Consider the following 18,734-nt stretch of genomic DNA (forward strand, 5'->3'; position numbering starts at 1 on the left):
TGAGAGGTTCGGTCAGGCCGCGGACGGCACGTGGGTTGGAGGCGTGATGGCGGCGATGAGCCGGCCGAGTTCGATCTCGTTGCGGGCGGTACCGCGAATGTAGCGGTCGGGGCGAACGAGCGCGGCGATGACGCCGTGCTCGCGGAGCCAGGGGCCGATGCCTTCTGCATCATCGCTGGTCAGGATATCGAGCCCTGCCTGCGAATGAGCCAGATGCGACGGGAGCGTGGCGGCGCTTTCGACGAGCAACACATGCCTGTAGCCGATCTGATCGTCGGAGCGGGCGCCATCGCTGAGTATGAACTGCGGTGCGAGATGTCCGGCAACCGGCAGATCGCCGAGCGCGAGCCCCGGGCCGAGCAGGGGCTTTTTCACCTCGAGCTTGACCGGCGCATTCTCGCGCGCCTGCCCGGCGGCAAGGCCGGCTTCGATCGCCTTGGTGTTGATGACGCCGCCGAGGCGAATGGCAAGCTCGATGAACTCGCGCACATGCGGCTGGCGCTCGCTCTGATAGGTGTCGAGCAGATCGGGCGTGACGCCCTCGCGTATGACCGCAGCAAGCTTCCAGGCGAGGTTTGCGGCATCGCGGATGCCGGCGCACATGCCCTGGCCGAGGAAGGGTGGGGTCTGGTGCGCGGAGTCGCCCGCGAGCAGCAGCCGCTCGCTCCGCCATTGCTGCGCAATGACGGAATGAAAGGTGTAGACCGCGGCGCGCTCAAGCTCCGCATCGTCGGGGGTGACCCAGCGCGACAGCAACTCCCAGACCCTGGCCGGCTGCGCGACATCCTGGGAGGTCTCGTCGGGAAGAACCGTGATCTCCCAGCGCCGCCGCGTGCCGGTGCCGCGCACATAGGTCGCAGGCCGCCGCGGATCGCAATGCTGGAGGCTGTAGTCGCCGAGATCGTCGCGCTCGCGCTTGAGCAGCACGTCGATGACGAGCCAGCGCTCGTGGAAGCCGAGATCCTCCATGCCGGAGCCGATGAATCGTCGCACCAGCGAGCGGGCGCCGTCGCAGCCGATGACGTAGCCGGCACGAACCTCGCCGAGCTGTCCGTTGGAAAGGTCTTCGTAGCGGACGCGCACGCCGGTCTCGTCCTGATCCAGCGCAAACACGTCGCAGCGGCTTCGCAAGGTAACATGCGGCCAGCGCGAGAGGCCACCGATCAGCACGTCCTCCAGATCAGGCTGGTGGAAGCGGTAGCTGAGATTCCAGCCCATCGGCGTGAGCGTCTGCGGCCGCGACCAATCCAGCAGCATCCGACCGTCGGCGTCGAGGAAGAGCATCCCGGGGCTGAGGATGGTTTGCGGCAGGATCGCGTCGGCGAGGCCAATGGTCTGGAACACGCGCATGCATTCGTCGTCGAAATGCACCGCGCGCGGCAAATGATAGGTCCGCGCCTCGCGATCCAGTACCAGCGTCCGCACGCCGCAAAGGCCGAGCAGATTGGCGAGCGTGGCCCCGACCGGGCCACGGCCGACGATCACGACATCAAACTCTTCGGGGGCGGATTTATCTTGCATGGGGCTATCTCTTCCCCAAGCGATGCCACCCCTTCAACGTCGCCGCGCCAAGTGTCCGCCCAGCGGACGGGCCCGCCTACACCTCGACCGGAATGGCGGATGCCGTCTCCTGAAGTTGCGCTGCAAACTGCGCTACCGCTTCCTCGATCCCCAGAGCCGAGCGGATCCAGATGATGGAGATACACCCGAACACAGCGCCGTTCCGCTTGATGGGGACGGCAATCGAGGCGGTCTTCGGATTGTATTCGCCCTCGCTGCGGATCGCGTAGCCGCGAGCGGCAGTCTCCGCGATCATCTGGTCGAGGCGGGCTTGGTCGAGGAAGGGGCGGTCGTCGGCCTCGTCGATACGGCGGAGATGATTGACGATCAGGTCGCGTTCGCGGGCCGGGCACGCGGCGAGATAGGCGCGGCCCGCAGACGTCCGCAACATCGGCAGGCGCTTGCCGATCATGCCGCGGTCGATCGAGAGAGGGCTGCGGGAATGGGTGGTCTCCTGCACCACCATCGCGGCGTTCTCGTAAGTGGAGAGATCGACCGGCCAGACCAGGGTCTTGCTCAGTTCCGCGAGAAAAGGTGCGGCGGCCTGGCAGATCACCACGCCGGGATCATATCCGTCGCCGAGACTGAGCGCGCGCCGGGTCACGCGAAAGCGGTCGTCGCTGGCGCTGCGGGCAACATAGCCGAGCTCCTCCAGCGTTTCGAGCAGGCGATAGACCGTGGGACGGGGCAGGTCGAGCGCGCGCGCGACGTCGCCTGCACGGATGCCGCCGGAGCGGTTGACCTCCTGCAGTACGTCCAACCCGCGCTTGAAGGCGCGGACGCCCTCCGATTGCCGCGGTTGTCCCTTCCGCGTCCGCTCCTTGGACACTTCGTATTTCCTCCCTTGTAGCCGATCGCGGCGCGACTATCGTCTTTGCGAATGCGCAGCGATTGCGGGACGCCACCGTAGGATCGCGCGCGGCCGGTATCAAGTTCGCCGCAGTGCGGCGAATGCGATGCCCTCGGGAGGACGTCGATGGAAATCACCGCGCTCGGCTATATCGGGATCAATTCATCCCAGCTCGATCAGTGGGGCCAGATGGCGACCGGGCTGCTCGGCATGCAGCAGGTCGATCGCGGCGGCAAGATGCGCGCCTTCCGCATGGATGATCGCAAGCAGCGCCTGATCGTCGATGGCAGCAGCGACGCGGGCCTTGCGGTGATGGGCTGGGAGGTTCCCTCGACGGCGGAGCTGGATCAGTTGGCTGGGCGGCTGGAAAACCACGGCGTGAACGTGACGCGCGGATCGCGCGCGCTCGCCGACGAGCGTCACGTGGCCGAATTGATCGCGTTCGCCGACCCCGCAGGCAACCGGCTCGAGGCCTTCTGCAAGCCGGGGCTTGCGAGCGAACCTTTCAAGCCGGGCCGGCCGATCACGGGTTTCCGCACCGGGGCACTTGGCATGGGGCATGTTGTGCTCAATGTCGAGAACGTCGAACCGTTGGTGCCGTTCTATCGAGACGTGCTCGGCTTCCGCGTCTCCGATTTCGGGCTGAAGCCGTATGGGCTCTATTTCTTCCACGTCAACGGCCGCCACCACTCCTTTGCGATGGTCGGGTCGGGGCGGAAGGCCCTGCACCATTTCATGGTCGAACTCGGCAGCCTCGACGATGTCGGGCAGGGCTACGACCTTGCGCAGCTCGAAGATGGCCGCGTCGTCTACACACTGGGTCGGCACACCAACGACCACATGACCTCGTTCTACGTGAATACGCCGTCCGGCTTCTTCATCGAATATGGCTGGGGCGGGCGCGTGATCGATCCCGAGACCTGGCAGCCGCACGAGACCTTTGACGGGCCCTCGCTGTGGGGCCACGAGCGCCTTTACATGCCGGAGGAGCCGCGCAAGCGCCTGCGCGACATGCGGCTGGATGCGGCGGCCCGCGGCGTCCGTGTCGCCGACCCGCGCGTTCCGCCGCTTAACTGCGCATGGCTGGACGCGGTGGTCGCGCGCGAATGATCCGCGGCGACGCGGCAATTATCTGACATCCAAGGAAGGGACGATATGCTCAACACCCTCTTGAGGGCGGGCCTTGTGCTGCTCGCGTTCAGCACTTCTGCCTCGGCCGAACCGATCAAGGTCACATTGCTGGGCACCGGGGTACCGACGCCGCGGCCAACCAGTTTCAGCGCTTCGACGCTGGTCGAGGCGGGGAGCGAGAAGCTGCTGTTCGATCTCGGCCGCGGCTCGACCATGCAGCTCTACAAGCTGAAGATCCCGCTCGGCGCGATCACCGCGAACTTCATCACCCATCTGCATTCCGACCACCTCGTCGGTCTTCCCGACATGTGGCTGACCGGCTGGCTCGCCACGCCATGGGCGTCACGCAAAGGACCTATGAAGCTCTATGGCCCCAAGGGCACCGTCGCCATGACGGAGAACCTGACCAAGGCGTTCGCCGACGACATCCGCATTCGCATCGACGACGAGCATCTCGATCCCGGGGCGATCACTTTCGCCGCAAAGGATATCGAACGCGGGCTGGTCTACGACAACAACAGCGTCAAGGTCACCGCGATCGAGGTCAACCATGGTGACAAGATCAAGCCGTCGTTCGGCTATGTCGTCGAATATGGCGGCCAAAAGGTCGTGCTATCCGGCGACACCAAATACGATGAGCGCATCGCGAAGGCGGCTGAAGGCACCGATCTGCTGATCCACGAGGTTGCGGTGATCGAGCCGGAGCTGCTGGTCAGAAATCCGGTCTATAAGGACATCCAGGCGCACCACACGTCACCCGAGGAAGCCGGCCAGATCTTTGCATCCGCCAAGCCAAAGCTCGCCGTCTATTCCCACATCGTATTCGGCTCGGTGAAACCGGGGCCCGACATTCCGGAGGAGCCGCTGATCCTGCGCACGCGGACCGCCTACAAGGGGCCGCTGCTGGTCGGCCGCGACCTGATGTCGTTCAGGATCGGCGACACGGTCGAGTCATTTGCACCTGACGGAGCGAAGCTGGAGCCTTAAGCTTTCGTCGAGATCAGACCTCCGTCAATATCCCTTGCCGCAGCGCCAGCCGGACCAGCTCGATGTCGGAGCCGACGCCGAGCTTGTCCTTGATCAGCGAATGCAGGTTCGCCACCGTCTTCGGGCTGACGTGGAGCGTCTCGGCGATCTCCTCCGTGGTGTTCTCGGCGAGCAGCAGCCGCAACACCTCGAACTCGCGCGGCGTGAGCACGTCGGCGGCCGAGCTCTCGCCGCTGATACGGCTGAGCGCGAGCTCGTGGTCGATGTCGGGGCTGATGGCGATCTTGCCGGCGAGCACGTCCATAACGGCGCGCACCAGCGTCTCGGGCGGGCTGGTCTTGGTGACATAGCCCCGCGCGCCGGCGCGGATCGCCTGCACGGCGAAGCCGGCATTCTCGTGCATGGTGAAGACGAGGATCCGCGCCGCCTTGTCCCATTGCCTGATGCGCCTGACGGCCTCGATGCCGCCGATGCCGGGCATGCTCAGATCCATGATGACGAGGTCGGGCACCTCGGATTTGAACAGACGGTACGCCTCGGCGCCGTCGGCGGCTTCCGCGACGACGCGAAGCCCGGGCTGCTTCTGGAGCACGGAGCGATAGCCCTCGCGGACGACGGAATGGTCGTCGACCAGCAGGATGGTCGCATCGGCCGCGCTCATGCCGCGCGCTCCAATGGCTGCCGGTCGAGGCCTGCAAGCGGAATGACCACGCGCAGCGCGGAGCCGCCGTTCGGCGCGGCCTCGAAGCTCAACTGGCCGCGCAAGGCCGCGACGCGCTCGCGCATGCCGAGCAGGCCCATTCCGGATTTTACGACGGGATCGTTCGACCGTCCGTCGTCGTCGATCGCAAGTGCGATCTCGTCGGCACGCATCGCAAGCTCCAGGCTGACCCGTGTGGCGCCGGCATGCTTGGCGGCATTGGTGAGCGCCTCCTGCACGATCCGGTAGAGGCTCGCGCTGATCGTGGCCGGCAGGGTGGCGAACGCACCGTCGAACCGGATCGAAAACCGCGTCTGGCCGCGGCTACGCCCGTTCCAGCCCGCAACCAGGCCTTCGAGGCTCGCCACGAGTCCGAGCTCCTCGACGTCGGGCGGGCGCAGCCGGAACAGCGCGCCGCGCAACGTCTCCATCATGCCGGTTGCGGTCCGCGCGATGCCGTCGCACTCGCCAAGCAGGGAGGGGCAGTCCTGTACGGCGGTCTGGCGGGCAGAGGAGGCGAGCGCGCGGATGGCGGCCAGCGACTGGCCGAACTCGTCATGCAGCTCGCGCGCGAGATGGCGGCGCTCCTCGTCCTGGAGTGCGATCAGTTTCCGCGTCAGCTCGCTGCGCTCGGCCAGCGCGGTGTCGAGGCTTTCGGCCAGATGGTTGAAGACGTCGCGGATCGCCGACAGCTCGGCGAGATCGAACGGCGGCAGCCGCGTCGAAAGGTCATTGGCGGCGATCCGTTCGAGGCCGGAGCGGATCATGCGGGTGGGGCGCAGCGCACGCGCCAGTGCGGCGTAGACCAGGACGCACAGGAGCGGCAGTGCGATCGCAAGTGCGAGCATCAGGCGGCCGGCCTCGTGCCAGGCGTCGGCCGTCTGCACGGCCGGATCGAGCGAGACCACGGTCTCGCCGAGCTTCGTTCCGCGCACGATCACGGGCCGGGCCGCCTCGCGGCCGGGGTCGAACAGGCTGCGATAGAAGGCCGCGAAGGCTTGCGGCGGCGGGTTCGCCGGTATCGGCGCGCCGCTGCAGAATCGCTGGAGGATGTCGCCGCTCACGCCGCGGAACGCCAGGCACAGGCCGGGCGTCATCACATAGGCGGAAACGGGGTCGAGGTTGGGGAAGTCCGAGCGCGGGCTCGCCACCCACTGGATCTTGCCCTGTTGCAGCTCCAGCGTCTTGGCCACGATGGCGGCGATGTCGTCGAGGCGCGCATGGGCCGCGCGGTCGGCGGTGATGAGGAAATAGGCGGAGATCGCGGCGAAGCACGCGGCCGATATGGCGGCCACGCGCAACGTCAGACGGACCTTGAGATCGAACCTCGGGCGGTTCCACATCGGCGGGCACCTGGTGCGAACGGAATTGTCGCCCCGGCATTAAACGGCAGAACGCAAGCGGCGCAAAGCGCCGCGCTTACCGCGGTGCAACGTCGTGAAATTTTCCCGGCCTTGGTCGGGACCAGCGCAGCTGCATGACCTAAGGCTGCCGTCCAGATTGCGCCGCCGCTCCATCACACGAGGCCCGCATGCGCCGTATCAGCTTGATCCTCTCTGCTTTCCTCCTCTTCGTCCTCCCGGCGGCCTCTTCGCCAGCCGGCGCCGAGGATGCCATCGGCGTTGCCATGGACGATTTCAGCTACACCGATACGTCGGCCGAGCCGGCCAACCAGACCGCCGCCCATGAGCGGCGGCTATCGGCGTTCATGGCCGCGCTCAGGCGGGATATCAGTGCGGACGGCCGTTACCGGCCGGTGCCGTCTGCCCAGGACGGCGCGGCCTTCAAGGTCATCGGCGGCATCCAGAAGACGAGCACGCTGGTGCAATGGGCCAAGGTCGCCGTCATCGACGTCGGCGCCAAGAAGCTCGTGATGGACAAGCTCTACACCTTCCGTGGCGACAACGATGAATCATGGGAGCGTGCCGAGATTTTCGTGTCTCGCGAGGTCATGGCCGCGCTCGCCACGCCTGCGCCGGTCGCGCTGGCCGTGTTCGATTTCGAGCTGGAGGACACGACCGCCGCCTCGGCGGGCGCTTCGGCCGCGTCGGATGCGTCATACCTGGCCGAGGTCACCGGCAGCGTGCGCGAGGCGCTGGGCCAATCCGGCCGCTACCGCATCGTTGATGCCGGCGGCGAGGCGGTCAAGGCGCGCGCCTTGCGGGATTGCGGTGGCTGCGAGGCGGCGATCGCGCAAAAGCTCGGCGCGGATCAGTCGCTGATCGGCGTGGTGCGGCGGGTCAGCCGCACCGAATACACGCTCGGCTTCCAGGTCCGCGATGCCAGGACCGGTGCGGTGCTGTCGCGTGGCGACAGCGGCCTGCGCATGGGTGCCGACTATTCGTGGAAACGGGGCGCGGTCCGGCTGGTCAGCGATAAGCTGATCGGGAGCCAGTAACCGCGATACCAGCCCTAGAACGTCAGCTGCACCTTCATCGACTGCGAGCGGTCGCTGGCGAGTTCGAACGCGGCGACAGCGTTCTCGAACGGCATGGTGGCCGTGATCAGCGGTTTCACGTCGATCAGCCCTTCGCCCATCAGCCGCACCGCGAGCTCGAATTCGGGGTCGAAGCGGAAGGTGCCGCGGAGCTGCAATTCCTTGGCGACGATGGAGTTGATCGGCAGCGTCATCTCGCCGCCGAGACCGAGCTGCACCAGCGTCGCGCCGGGCCGGAGCACGTCGAGCGCGGTGCGGAGCGCGGCCTGGTTGCCGGAGGCCTCGAACAGGGTGTCGAACACGCCCTTGCCGGCGCGCCAGGGATCGAGCGCTGTGGCATCGGTCGCGACATTGATGGCGTGGGTGGCGCCGAGCTTCTTTGCGACCGCAAGAGGCGCGTCGGCGACATCGGTCACCACGATCTCGGACGCGCCGCCGAAGCGCGAGACCAGGATCATCAGCGCACCGATCGGCCCGCAACCCGTGATCAGCACGCGCTTGCCGAGGAGGGGGCCGGCCTGCTTGCCGGCATGCAGGCACACTGCGAGCGGCTCGGCCACTGCGGCTTCCGCCAGCGACAGCTTGTCAGCGATCGGCACGGCTTGCGTGGCATCGACCGTGATGAACTCGCGAAAGCCGCCCTGGACATGGGGGAAGCGCATCGCGCTGCCGAGGAAGCGCATGTCGAGGCACTGGTTGCGCATGCCTTCCTGGCAATGCAGGCACTGGCCGCACGGTCTGCTCGGATTGACGGCGACGCGCGCGCCCGGCTTCACATTGGTGACGCCGTCACCGACGGCCGCGACCACGCCCGCGATCTCGTGGCCCAGCGCCATCGGCTGCTGGATGCGCACGACGCCGAAACCGCCGTGATGATAGTAGTGCAGGTCGGAGCCGCAGATGCCGCCGTTCGCAATCTTGACGCGGACTTCGCCCGGGGCGGGGGCTGGATCGGGATAGCTGTCGATCCGCAGGTCTTTCGGGGCGTGGATGACGACGGCGCGCATGGTCTCGTTCCCTGTTTCGCGATTACATCGCGGCGATCATGCCGCCATCGACATAGATGATCTGTCCGTTGACGTAGGTCGAAGCGTCCGATGCCAGGAAGATCGCCGCGCCCACCAACTCGTCCGGCTTGCCCCAGCGCTTGGAAGGGATGCGACCCATCAGCCAGTTGTTGAAGTCGGTGTTGTTGACCAGCGCCTCGTTCATGTCGGTCAGCATGTAGCCGGGGCCGATCGCGTTGGCCTGGATGCCGTGCTGGGCCCATTCCACCGCCATTGAGCGGGTGAGATTCTTGATGCCGCCCTTGGCCGCGGTGTAGGGCGCGATGGTGGGACGTGCGAGCTCGCTGCCGAGCGAGCCGATATTGATGATCTTGCCACGCTTGCGCGGGATCATGCGCTTGCCGGCCTCGCGGCCGATCACGAAGGCGCTGGTGAGGTCAGTCTCGATCACCTTGCGCCATTCGTCGGTGGTGAACTCGACCAGCGGCTTGCGGTGCTGGATGCCGGCATTGTTGACGAGAATATCGACCGCAATACCTTGTCTGTCGAAGTCGTTGAAGGCGGCGACAATCGCCGGCTCGTCGGTGACGTTGAACGCGGCGCCCTCGGCCTGATGTCCGGCGGCGCGAAATTCGGCCACGGCCTGCTCGACGCGCTTGGGATCGACGCCGTTGATGATGATCCTGGCGCCGGCTTTCGCCATGCCCTCGGCAATGGCGCGGCCGAGCCCGCGGGAGGAGCCGGTCACGAGCGCAGTGCGGCCGGAAAGGTCGAAGAGGGCGGTGCTCATCTCAAGAAATCCTCACGCGTTGGAGCGACGCACGGTCAGATCGGAGCGGTCGAATACGGCGGGCAGAAGGTCGACGCCGAGGCCGGGTCCTTCCATCGGATAGACAAAGCCGTCCTTGATCGTCGGCATCGTGGTGACGAGCTCATTGTACCAGCCCTTGTAGAAGGCGCGTACCGATTCCTGGATCAGCGTGTTGGGCTGGCTGAACGACATGTGGATGGCGGCGATGAAGCCGATCGGGCCGATGCAGTCATGCGGCGCAAACGGGCGGTGATAGGTCTCGGCCATCGCCGCGATCTTGCGGCCTTCGGTCAAGCCACCGGTCCAGCACAGATCCGCCATCACCACATGCATGGCATCGCGGTCGAGCATGTCCTTGTAGGGGAAGCGCGAGCCAAGCGTCTCGCTGGCGCAGACCCAGACGTCGGTCGAGCGGGCATATTCGGCCAGCGCCTGCGGCGAGTTCATCCGGATCGGGTCTTCGTACCAGGTCGGCTTGTAGGGCTCGAGCGCGCGCGCGATCTGCTTGGCGGTCGGCAGGTTCCAGAGCGAGTGGAGCTCGACCATGATCTCCATTTTGTCGCCGACGGCCTTGCGGATCTTTTCGAACGGTTCGATCGCCCGCTTCATCTGGGCTGCGGTGATGTAGAGGCCCTTGTTCTCCTGTGCCGCCGGATCGAACGGCCAGATCTTCATCGCGGAAATGCCGCTCTCCAGCAGGCTTTCGGCCAGCGCGTCGGCGTGGTGCATGAAGCCGTCGAGGTCTTCGTAGGGGCCCTTGGAGGCGCCGAGATTCCAGTTGGCGACGGGGCTGATATTGGTCGAGCGGACATATTGCGTGCCGGCGCAGGTGTTGTAGATGCGCTGCTTGTCGCGGCAGAGGCCGCCGAGCATCTGGTGCACAGGCTGATTGCAGACCTTGCCGAACAGATCCCATAGCGCGATGTCGATTGCGGAAGCTGCGCGGTATTCGACGCCGGTCGAGGATTGCGCCATCGGCAGGTTCAGCATGTCGCGATGGATCGCCTCGATGTGCAGCGGATTGCGGCCGAGCAGGCGGCCGGCAAAGGTGTCGTGGATCTGCGCTTCGACCGCGCCCGCGCCATAGAAGGTTTCGCCGAGACCGATCATGCCCGTGTCGGTGTGAACGCGCACCCAGATGACGTTGGAAAATTCCTCGGTGCGCAGCGTCTCGATCGACGTGATCTTCACGGCAACAATCCTCCCATCACAGGCGCCTCGCGCCTGACGTCTCATTTCGCACTGCAACATGTTGCAGGTCGCGCGAACGTCTTACGCCTGCTTGTAATATATCACAACATGTTTTAAGGGTCCCACAAATATCGCGCCACCGAGCAATGAGAGCGCGGCTGACAGGAGGACGACATGGCACGGCGCAAGCGCGCGCTCGAGGTGGTGAGAAACGAGGACGACGGCGAGGGCAAGCCCTCCCGGCACAACCGGCTCAACTTCTTCGAGCTGGCTTACCAGAAGATCGAAGAGCTGCTCGTCCACTGCGAGCTCAAGCCCGGACAATTCATGACGATGCTGGAATTGCAGCACATCACCGGCTTCGGGCGCACACCGGTGCATCACGCCGTCAATCGTCTCTCCGCCGATACGCTCATCATCATCCGTCCGCGCCACGGCCTGCACATCGCGCCGATCGATCTCGCGCGCGAGCGGATGCTGCTGGCCTTGCGCCGCGACATGGAGCGCTTTGTCGTGCGGCTCGCGGCCGATCGCGCCAGCCTGTCGCATCGCAATCAGGCGCTGCACATCGAGCGTCTGCTGCGCGAACGCCGCGCCACCCTGACCCTCGACGAATTCAACAGCATCGATCGCCGCATCGACGCGCTGGTGCTGGAAGCCGCCGGCGAGCCCTTCCTGGTGCACACGCTGCGGCCATTGCACACGCTGTACCGCCGCATCGGCTACATCCACCATCGCTTCATGCCGGGACAGGCCGACCTGTCGGGCACGATCGATCACCACCTCGCCATTCTCAGTGCGGTCGCCGGCCGCCACGTCGAGGACGCCGTGAAGGCGAGCGATGCGTTGATCGACTACATGGACCAGATGTTCACGGGCATGGAGGCGGGGATCGATCCGCGCCTGCTCGATTGCAGCATCGAGCCGCTGCTCGGCACGTAAGAGAGTTTTGAAGAGAGGACCAAAGATGCAGACGATGGCGATGCCACAACCGACCGCGAGCGAAGCCGCGGTCCGCTACCTCATCACGAACTACAGTCCCAAGGGCAACAAGGTCGGCTGGCTGATGATGGCCTCGATCCTGGTCGAAGCCTGGGATCTCTATTCGATCGCCTTCGTGCTGATCTTCATCAAGGAGCAGTACAATCCCGATCCGCTGATGCTGGGTCTTGCCGCGGCCGGTACGCAGGGCGGCGCCTTGATCGGCGCGCTGCTCGGCGGCTGGCTCTCCGACAAGATCGGCCGCCGCGTCATGTTCCTGGTGACGATGGTGCTGTTCATCGTGCTCGCTCTGGCGCAGGCTTTCGTACCTAATGTCACCTGGCTCATCGTGATCCGCTTCCTGCTCGGCATTCCGCTCGGCTCGGATATCTCGACCGGCTACACCTACATCATGGAATCCATGGCCAAGGGTGAGCGCGAGGTCATGGGCAATCGCTGGCAATTCATGTTCGCCGTCGGTGAAGTTCTCACCATCGGCGTCATCGTGATCTTCCTGCTCACCGACATGCAGCACGAGATGCTGTGGCGCGTGACGCTCGGCCTCGGCGCTTTGCCGGCGCTGATCATCCTGGTCATGCGCCACGACGTGCCGGAGACGGCGGTGTGGCTCGTGCAGAAGGGACGCTACCGCGAGGCCAAGCAGGTCGCGCGCGAGATGTTCAACGACAATCTCGACATGCTGCCGAACCATGACGTGGAGGTGCCGAAGGTCTCGACCCGCGCGTTCCTCGCCGATCTCAAGAAGGATCCGATCCGCTGGCGCGCCACGATCTACGGCTGGATCGCCTGCTTCGCCCAGGGCAGCGAGTTCTCGACCTTCGCGTTCTACCTGCCGGTCCTCTTTGTCATGGTCGGCGTGTCGAGCGTGCTCGGCATCAATCTCGTGACGATGGCGCTGTTCTGCTTCGCCGCTCTGTCCGGCTGGGTCGGCCCGCTGCTGACGCCCAAGATCGGCCACCGCGGCATCGCGATCGCCGGTTTCGGCATCGTGCTGGCCTCGCTGCTGGTCGCAGCCTTCGCGCTCTACACCGACAACAAGATCCTGCTGCCGTTCGCAGCGGCCGCCATGTTGTGGGGCCATTATTGGGACGCGTCGAACTGCATGACGATCCCGACCATGGTTGCGAAGCCCAAGTATCGCGGCACGGCCAGCGGCTTCGCCTACATGTTCGTAAAGCTGCCATCGTTCCTGGCGATCTTCCTGTTCCCGACGGTGTTCGCGGCGATTGGACAGGCGAATGCCACGCTGATGGTCGCGATCTTCCCGTTGATCGGATTGCTCGCCGCAATCTTCATCCTGCCGGAAGTCTACGGCTACGAGAACGACTGATCTCGCAAGCTACCTGATCGCGGCAGCCAAGGCCGCGATCAGGGCCGGTGGCGTCACCAGCAGGCCCAGCTTGAGGAACGGCCAGGCGCCGACCTCGATTTTTTCGCGGCGGAGCGCGACCAGCCAGAGGATAGTGGCGAGCGAGCCGGTGATCGAGAAATTCGGTCCCAGGTCGACGCCGATCAGGATGGCGCTGACGACCGAGGTGGGCAGGTGATCGGCGGCCACGATCGACCCGGCGACGAGGCCGACCGGCAAGTTATTGGCAATATTGGTGGCGATGGCGGTGGCGATCCCAACGCTCCAGCCGGCCCCGGGTACGGACTGCGCGACGGCCTCGTGCAGAAGCGCGCTGAGATGGCCGATCACGCCAGTCTTCACCAGTGCTTCCACCATCACGAAAAGCCCGCCGACCAGCGGCAGCACGCTCCAGGACACGTGCTTCAGCACCGGCATGGGCGACTGACGGCTGAGCAGCAGGACGAGGCCGGTCGTCACGGCGCCGCAGATGAAGGTCGGCAGGCCAAGCTGCTTGTCGAGCGCGGAGGCCGTGATCAGCACGACGCCGATCGCAGCAATGCCGATCGCGGTCAGCTTGCCGCCGCGGCTGAGCACCTTGTGCGGCACGCGGCGCTCGATGGTCTCCTCCTTCAGGGCGCGATGCTGGGTGAAGCGCAACACGACATAGGTCAGCACGATCGAGGCGAGCGAGGGCAGGGCGAACTGACGCAGCCATTCGGTCAGATGCGGCATGCGCGAGCCGAACACCACGAGATTGGCGGGGTTCGAGATCGGCAGCACGAAGCTTGCGGCGTTCGCGATGAAGGCGCAGACGAAGAGATAGGGCAGCGGCTTGGCGCCGGCCGCGCGCGTCGCGGCGTAGACGGCGGGTGTCAGCACGATCGCGGTGGCGTCGTTGGAGAGCAGCACGGTGACGAGCGTGCCGACGAGATAGATCAGCAGGAACAGCCGCTGCGGCGAGCCGGCTGCATATTCCACCGCAAGCGCGGCGAGATAGTCGAACAGGCCTTCGAGCCGGGCGAGCTCGGCGATCAGCATCATGCCGATCAGGAAGAGATAGACGTCGACGCCTTTCTCGATGCCTGTGAGCGCGTCCTGCCACGGCAGAAGGCCGAACAGCACCAGGGCGCCGGCGCCGATCACGGCCCAGATCGCCTCGGGCAGGCGAAAGGGCCGGATGATGACGGCTGCGGTCGCGGCGACGATGATGCTCCAGGCCCAGATGGCGTCAGACGGCACGTTCAGTCCTTGAGGTTGGGTCGGTTCATTCGGCAGCGATAACCGATGCTGGAGCCGCTGTCTTCCCCTGTGCCTGCAAGGTGCCACGCCGGGTCTCGGGCAAGGCGAGGAGGCAGACGATGGCACCGATTGCGGCGACAGCGCCGAGCGTGATGAACGCCGCGCTGTAGCCGGCTCCGACCACGACGAGGCCCGCAAGCGTCGTCGATAGCGCCGCGCCGATGCTCTGGGCGGTGATGACCGCGCCTTGCGCTACGTTGAAGCGGCCGGTGTTGCGCATGAGGTCGGCGACGATGACGGGGAAGATCGCGCCAAATATGCCGGCGCCGACGCCGTCCAGAAGCTGCACACCGACCAGCCAGAACGGATTGTCGGAGAGCGTATAGAGCGCGCCGCGAATGGGCAGGATCAGCAACGCGGCGAGGAAGAAGCGCTTGTGGCCCCAGCGGTCGGCCTTCGCGCCGACCAGCATCGCGAACGGCACCATCACAATTTGGGCTGCGATGATGCAGGCCGACATCAGGCTAGTGCCCATGTTCTTGTCCTGCAGCGCGAGTTTCTGGCCGACCAGCGGCAGCATGGCCGCGTTGGACAGGTGAAACAGCACGACGCAGACCGCGAAGACGAGCAGGGGGCGGCAGGTCAGGAGCACCGCGAGACCTGAGGGCTGCTCCGGCTGGTCACCGGTATCGGCGTCGCGCAGCCCGCGCGCGAGGTCGTGGTCGATGGCGCGAGCGGGGATCGCGAGAATGCTCACGAGGCTTGCGACCGCCATGGCAGCGAGAACGTAGAACACCACGGTCGGACCGAACCAATAGGCGGAAAGTCCCGCCAGCCCGGCGGCGACTGCATTGCCGGCGTGATTGAAGGTCTCGTTGCGGCCGATCCGTCGGGTGAAGGCGGCATGACCGAAGATGCCGAGCGAGACGGCGGCGATCGCCGGCGGAAAGATCACTGCGGCGGCCTGCGCGATGCTTTGCGAGACCGCGACCGGCAGGAAGCTGGGAAACAGCGGCAGCGACAGTGACGCCAGCGTCACCATGATGGCGGCGATGACCATCGCCAGCCGCTTCGCCCGCGTCGCATCGATCAGCGCGCCAGCCGGCGCCTGCGCCACGATGCCGGCGATGGTCGCAATCGACATCACGAGGCCGATGCGTGCCTCGTCCCAGTGCTGTTCGGTGAGCAGATAGACGGCGAGATAGGGCCCAAGCCCGTCGCGGACGTCGGCGAGGAAGAAGTTGGCCGCATCTAGCGCGCGGCCGGCGCGTTTCGTCTGGTCGGTGGGGTGATGGGAGGCCTGGCTCGACATCGGTCTCTCGATCGAGGCTGGGAAGCGATCCGCCAGAAACCGATCTCACGCCACCTTTGTTCCGCTCTTCAAAACTTCACGGCCAGCAGCACCGCGCCGGCGCCGATCATGGCGATCCCGAGCCAGCCCTGTGCGGTCGGACGCTCGCCGAGAAAGGCGAAGGCGAACAAGGCGACCAGCACGACGCTGAGCTTGTCGATCGGCGCCACCAGCGTCGCGGGGCCGAGCTTCAGCGCACGGAAATAGCACAGCCAGGACGCGCCGGTCGCAAGCCCGGACAACACCAGGAACAGCCAGGTCTTCGACGAGACCGCCGACGGCGCCGCGAATTGTCCGGTGAAGAACAGCAGCACCGAGAAGGCCAGCAGCACCACGATCGTGCGGATGAACGTCGCCAGATCTGGATTGATGTTCTCGACGCCGACCTTGGCGAAGATTGCCGTGAGCGCCGCAAAGCAGGCCGAGAGCAGCGCCCAGGTCTGCCAGGCGGAGAGGAGGGCAGGTTTCATCGGTTATCTCTCACCGCGCCGCCGCCACTTTCTCCGTGATCGCCTTGCGCAGGATACGCGACAGCGACTCCACCGAATACGGTTTCTGGATCAGCTCGAACCCGCGATGCGCGTTCTCGGCGAGGACGTTGCTGTAGCCGCTGGTGAGCACGACGGGCAGGCCCGGATAGCGCTCGCGGATGACGCCGGCGAGCTCGACTCCGTTCATGCCGGGCATGATGACGTCGGAGAAGACAAGGTCGACGGCGAATTCGTTCTCGCCGAGAATGCCGAGCGCCGCATTGGCGTTGGCGACCCGGCGGACGACATAGCCGAGATCTTCCAGCAGCTCGGTCGAGAACTGGCCGACGTCGTCATTGTCCTCGACCACGAGCACGCGATAGCCGCGCCCGGTGGTGGCGGCCTCGCTGGTCAGTGCCGCAGCGTCCTTCTCCGCGGTGGGACTGTGCGCCTGCGGCAGGTAGATGGTGAAGGTCGCGCCTTCGCCGCGCGTGCTCGTCACCGCGATGTCGCCCTCGGACTGCTTTGCGAAGCCGAAGGCCTGGCTGAGGCCGAGGCCGGTGCCCTTGCCGACCTCCTTGGTGGTGAAGAACGGCTCGAAGATGGCGTCGATGTTTTCAGGCGCAATGCCGCTGCCGGTGTCCGCAACCGAGATCGCGACATAGTCGCCACCGCGCGCCGACTGCGCCCGCAGGCTCGGGATGCCCGCGACCTTGCGCACGGCGATGGTGAGGCGGCCTTCGCCCTCCATGGCGTCGCGGGCGTTGATGGCGAGGTTGATCAGCGCGGTCTCGAATTGCGCGACGTCGGCCACCGTGAAGCAGTCGGCATCGTTCACCTCGACGGCGATCTCGATGCGGCCGCCGACCAGCGGCCGGACCAGTTGCGCCACGCCCTCGACCTGGCTGCCGACGTTGAAGATCTGCGGCTTCAGCGGCTGCCTGCGCGCAAAGGCCAAAAGCTGAGCAGTAAGCTTGGAGGCGCGCTCCACGGTGTCGGAGATGGCGTCGACATAGCGGCGGCGGCGTTCTTCCGGCAGCTCGCGGCGGCGCAGGAAGTCGGTCGCGGAGCGGATGATGGTGAGGAGGTTGTTGAAGTCGTGGGCGACGCCGCCGGTAAGCTGGCCGATCGCCTCCATCTTCTGCGACTGCCTCAGCGCTTCCTCGCCGCGACGGCGCTCGGTGATGTCGACGGCCTCGGGCACCGCACCGGTGATGTTGCCGTGGCGGTCGAGCACCGGGCGCATGCCGAAGTCGAAATCGCGCTCCCCGATGGGCAGGCGCAGGCGCATCTCCAGCCGCACCGCTTCGCCTCTGAGCACGGTGTCGAAGGCCTTGCGCACGGTTGCGCTCATACCGTGGGTGCCGGTGAACCAGGGCGTGTCCCAGAAAGGCTTGCCGATCACGTCTGCGGCGCTCGCCCCGATGCCGTCGAGCGCGGTCTTGTTGGCATAGAGCAATTCGCCATCGAGGTTGACCAGGCCCTGATACTGGTTGCTGGTCTCCAGGATGGCGCGCAGTCGCGCCTCGTTGGATTCGAGCTGGGCGGTGCGCTCCACGATACGCTCTTCCAGCGTCTCGTTGAGCTGCCGCAGCTCGATCTCGGCCTGCTTGGCGACGGTGATGTCGTGGGCGACGCCGATGAAGCCGATATGCTTGCCGGTCGGGTCCCAGCGCGGCTGCGATTCCGAGCGCAGCCAGCGCCATTCGCCGGATGCGTCCCTGTAGCGCGCCTCCAGCACGAACGGTTTCAGCGACGCTTCGCCCTGGACCGATTGCTGCAGCACATGCGGCAGGTCGTCGGGATGCAGCACCTTGCGCCAGTCGAAGGCGATGGCCTGGTCGTAGGGCAGGCCGACGAAGTCCACATAGGCCTGATTGGCGAAGGAGCGCGTGCGGTCGAGCTTCGTGACCCAGATCGGCACCGGTGCGCTGTTGGCGATCAGCCGGAAACGCTCCTCGCTCTCGCGCAGCGTTTCGCGCGCGAGCGCCTGGGCGGTGATGTCGATATGGGCGCCGACGAGGCGAATGGCGCGGCCGTCGCTGTCGCGCTCGAACTTGGCGACAACGCGGATCCAGCGGGTCTCGCCGTCGTTGGGGCGGATGATGCGGTATTCGGCGGTGTAGTCTTCGTTCGTCCCGGCCAGCGAATCGAGGAAGTGCTTGACCGCCGCGTCGCGATCCTCGGGATGGATGCGGTTGACCCAATCCTCATGCGACTCGTCGACGGCATCCGCTGGCAGCCCGTGAAGCATCAGATATTCCGGCGAGCGGCGGTTCTTGAAGCCTTCGCGGAAGTCGACCTCGAGGCCGCCGACCTTGCCGATCCGCTGGATGCGCGCCAGCTCTGCCTCGCGCTCCTGGAGCGCGTGATAGGCGTTGTCGCGCTCGCGCGCGATCTCTTCGAGGTGCCGGCGCAGCCTTTCTGCGGCGGTGGTATCGGGCAAAGGATCGTTCAAGGTGTCGGCCGTTGTGATGCAATAGCGCACGTGCCGGGCCGATATTCACACAGACAAAGCGTGATAGCCATTGCTCAAAACGGAATAAGGACGGAAAGGCGCCACCGATCGCAGGGGCGGGTATGGACCAACGCCGGGTCTGGCTATTTGTTCCCGAATGTTGGAACGATGAGCCCCCGTGCGCGTATT

General features: G+C 65.8%; 16 protein-coding genes. 5 read left to right on the forward strand and 11 right to left on the reverse strand.

The annotated features are described in order from the left end of the window. Nucleotides 1-12: 12 nt before the first annotated feature. On the reverse strand, nt 13-1,521 hold the full coding sequence (gene mhpA / locus BJ6T_RS21615; protein ID WP_014494597.1) for a bifunctional 3-(3-hydroxy-phenyl)propionate/3-hydroxycinnamic acid hydroxylase MhpA: 1,509 nt from the start codon (nt 1,519-1,521) through the stop codon (nt 13-15). A 76-nt stretch (nt 1,522-1,597) separates the two neighbouring features. Next, the gene (locus BJ6T_RS21620; RefSeq protein WP_014494598.1) at nt 1,598-2,389 is read right to left on the reverse strand and encodes a DNA-binding transcriptional regulator; all 792 of its coding nucleotides are present in this window, start codon (nt 2,387-2,389) and stop codon (nt 1,598-1,600) included. Nucleotides 2,390-2,536: 147 nt separating this feature from the next. On the opposite strand from BJ6T_RS21620, the gene BJ6T_RS21625 reads away from it, so the two are divergent. Next, nucleotides 2,537-3,520, forward strand: a complete 984-nt coding sequence (locus BJ6T_RS21625) for a VOC family protein (RefSeq protein ID WP_014494599.1) — start codon at nt 2,537-2,539, stop codon at nt 3,518-3,520. 45 nt (nt 3,521-3,565) lie between these two features. Then, on the forward strand, nt 3,566-4,528 hold the full coding sequence (locus tag BJ6T_RS21630) for an MBL fold metallo-hydrolase (RefSeq protein ID WP_014494600.1): 963 nt from the start codon (nt 3,566-3,568) through the stop codon (nt 4,526-4,528). 13 nt (nt 4,529-4,541) lie between these two features. On the opposite strand, the gene BJ6T_RS21635 is transcribed toward BJ6T_RS21630, so the two are convergent. Then, nucleotides 4,542-5,189 carry a response regulator gene (locus tag BJ6T_RS21635; protein WP_014494601.1) on the reverse strand — a complete coding sequence of 216 codons (648 nt, stop codon included), beginning with the start codon at nt 5,187-5,189 and terminating at the stop codon, nt 4,542-4,544. After that, a complete protein-coding gene (locus tag BJ6T_RS21640) occupies nt 5,186-6,571 on the reverse strand; it encodes a HAMP domain-containing sensor histidine kinase (RefSeq protein ID WP_014494602.1) in 1,386 nt (461 codons plus the stop codon). Before BJ6T_RS21640 ends, BJ6T_RS21635 begins: the two co-directional genes overlap by 4 nt. A gap of 188 nt (nt 6,572-6,759) precedes the next feature. On the opposite strand from BJ6T_RS21640, the gene BJ6T_RS21645 reads away from it, so the two are divergent. Further along, the gene (locus BJ6T_RS21645; protein WP_014494603.1) at nt 6,760-7,626 is read left to right on the forward strand and encodes a DUF3280 domain-containing protein; all 867 of its coding nucleotides are present in this window, start codon (nt 6,760-6,762) and stop codon (nt 7,624-7,626) included. Nucleotides 7,627-7,640: 14 nt separating this feature from the next. Here the strand turns inward: BJ6T_RS21645 and BJ6T_RS21650 are convergent, their stop codons facing one another. Genes BJ6T_RS21650 through BJ6T_RS21660 form a run of 3 tightly spaced genes read right to left on the reverse strand, consistent with a single transcriptional unit; the run spans nt 7,641 to nt 10,674 of the window. Next, nucleotides 7,641-8,672: an L-idonate 5-dehydrogenase gene (locus BJ6T_RS21650; protein ID WP_014494604.1), complete on the reverse strand. Its 1,032-nt coding sequence runs from the start codon at nt 8,670-8,672 to the stop codon at nt 7,641-7,643. A gap of 22 nt (nt 8,673-8,694) precedes the next feature. Next, complete coding sequence (locus BJ6T_RS21655; RefSeq protein WP_014494605.1) at nt 8,695-9,462, reverse strand: SDR family oxidoreductase; 768 nt, start codon at nt 9,460-9,462, stop codon at nt 8,695-8,697. A gap of 12 nt (nt 9,463-9,474) precedes the next feature. Then, nucleotides 9,475-10,674: a mandelate racemase/muconate lactonizing enzyme family protein gene (locus tag BJ6T_RS21660; protein WP_014494606.1), complete on the reverse strand. Its 1,200-nt coding sequence runs from the start codon at nt 10,672-10,674 to the stop codon at nt 9,475-9,477. A 174-nt stretch (nt 10,675-10,848) separates the two neighbouring features. On the opposite strand from BJ6T_RS21660, the gene BJ6T_RS21665 reads away from it, so the two are divergent. After that, complete coding sequence (locus BJ6T_RS21665; protein ID WP_014494607.1) at nt 10,849-11,616, forward strand: GntR family transcriptional regulator; 768 nt, start codon at nt 10,849-10,851, stop codon at nt 11,614-11,616. 25 nt (nt 11,617-11,641) lie between these two features. Beyond that, complete coding sequence (locus BJ6T_RS21670) at nt 11,642-13,006, forward strand: MFS transporter (protein WP_014494608.1); 1,365 nt, start codon at nt 11,642-11,644, stop codon at nt 13,004-13,006. Between the two features lie 9 nt (nt 13,007-13,015). Here the strand turns inward: BJ6T_RS21670 and BJ6T_RS21675 are convergent, their stop codons facing one another. From BJ6T_RS21675 to BJ6T_RS21690, 4 genes are all read right to left on the reverse strand, one after another. Further along, complete coding sequence (locus tag BJ6T_RS21675) at nt 13,016-14,266, reverse strand: arsenic transporter (protein ID WP_014494609.1); 1,251 nt, start codon at nt 14,264-14,266, stop codon at nt 13,016-13,018. 25 nt (nt 14,267-14,291) lie between these two features. Beyond that, on the reverse strand, nt 14,292-15,578 hold the full coding sequence (locus BJ6T_RS21680; protein ID WP_014494610.1) for an MFS transporter: 1,287 nt from the start codon (nt 15,576-15,578) through the stop codon (nt 14,292-14,294). 68 nt (nt 15,579-15,646) lie between these two features. Continuing rightward, entirely contained in the window at nt 15,647-16,087 is a 441-nt protein-coding gene (locus tag BJ6T_RS21685; RefSeq protein ID WP_014494611.1) for an EamA family transporter, read from the reverse strand. 10 nt (nt 16,088-16,097) lie between these two features. Further along, nucleotides 16,098-18,575, reverse strand: a complete 2,478-nt coding sequence (locus BJ6T_RS21690; RefSeq protein WP_014494612.1) for a PAS domain S-box protein — start codon at nt 18,573-18,575, stop codon at nt 16,098-16,100. Nucleotides 18,576-18,734 lie beyond the last annotated feature (159 nt).

The organism is Bradyrhizobium japonicum USDA 6 (assembly GCF_000284375.1).
GTDB lineage: Bacteria > Pseudomonadota > Alphaproteobacteria > Rhizobiales > Xanthobacteraceae > Bradyrhizobium > Bradyrhizobium japonicum.

Excerpts from the sequence above, each read along its gene's own strand:
- BJ6T_RS21665 (WP_014494607.1), top strand. The coding sequence starts at position 10,849 with ATGGCACGGCGCAAGCGCGCGCTCGAGGTGGTGAGAAACGAGGACGAC.
- BJ6T_RS21645 (WP_014494603.1), top strand. The coding sequence starts at position 6,760 with ATGCGCCGTATCAGCTTGATCCTCTCTGCTTTCCTCCTCTTCGTCCTC.
- BJ6T_RS21685 (WP_014494611.1), bottom strand. The coding sequence starts at position 16,087 with ATGAAACCTGCCCTCCTCTCCGCCTGGCAGACCTGGGCGCTGCTCTCG.
- BJ6T_RS21655 (WP_014494605.1), bottom strand. The coding sequence starts at position 9,462 with ATGAGCACCGCCCTCTTCGACCTTTCCGGCCGCACTGCGCTCGTGACC.
- BJ6T_RS21630 (WP_014494600.1), top strand. The coding sequence starts at position 3,566 with ATGCTCAACACCCTCTTGAGGGCGGGCCTTGTGCTGCTCGCGTTCAGC.
- mhpA (WP_014494597.1), bottom strand. The coding sequence starts at position 1,521 with ATGCAAGATAAATCCGCCCCCGAAGAGTTTGATGTCGTGATCGTCGGC.
- BJ6T_RS21680 (WP_014494610.1), bottom strand. The coding sequence starts at position 15,578 with ATGTCGAGCCAGGCCTCCCATCACCCCACCGACCAGACGAAACGCGCC.
- BJ6T_RS21670 (WP_014494608.1), top strand. The coding sequence starts at position 11,642 with ATGCAGACGATGGCGATGCCACAACCGACCGCGAGCGAAGCCGCGGTC.
- BJ6T_RS21640 (WP_014494602.1), bottom strand. The coding sequence starts at position 6,571 with ATGTGGAACCGCCCGAGGTTCGATCTCAAGGTCCGTCTGACGTTGCGC.
- BJ6T_RS21625 (WP_014494599.1), top strand. The coding sequence starts at position 2,537 with ATGGAAATCACCGCGCTCGGCTATATCGGGATCAATTCATCCCAGCTC.
- BJ6T_RS21650 (WP_014494604.1), bottom strand. The coding sequence starts at position 8,672 with ATGCGCGCCGTCGTCATCCACGCCCCGAAAGACCTGCGGATCGACAGC.
- BJ6T_RS21635 (WP_014494601.1), bottom strand. The coding sequence starts at position 5,189 with ATGAGCGCGGCCGATGCGACCATCCTGCTGGTCGACGACCATTCCGTC.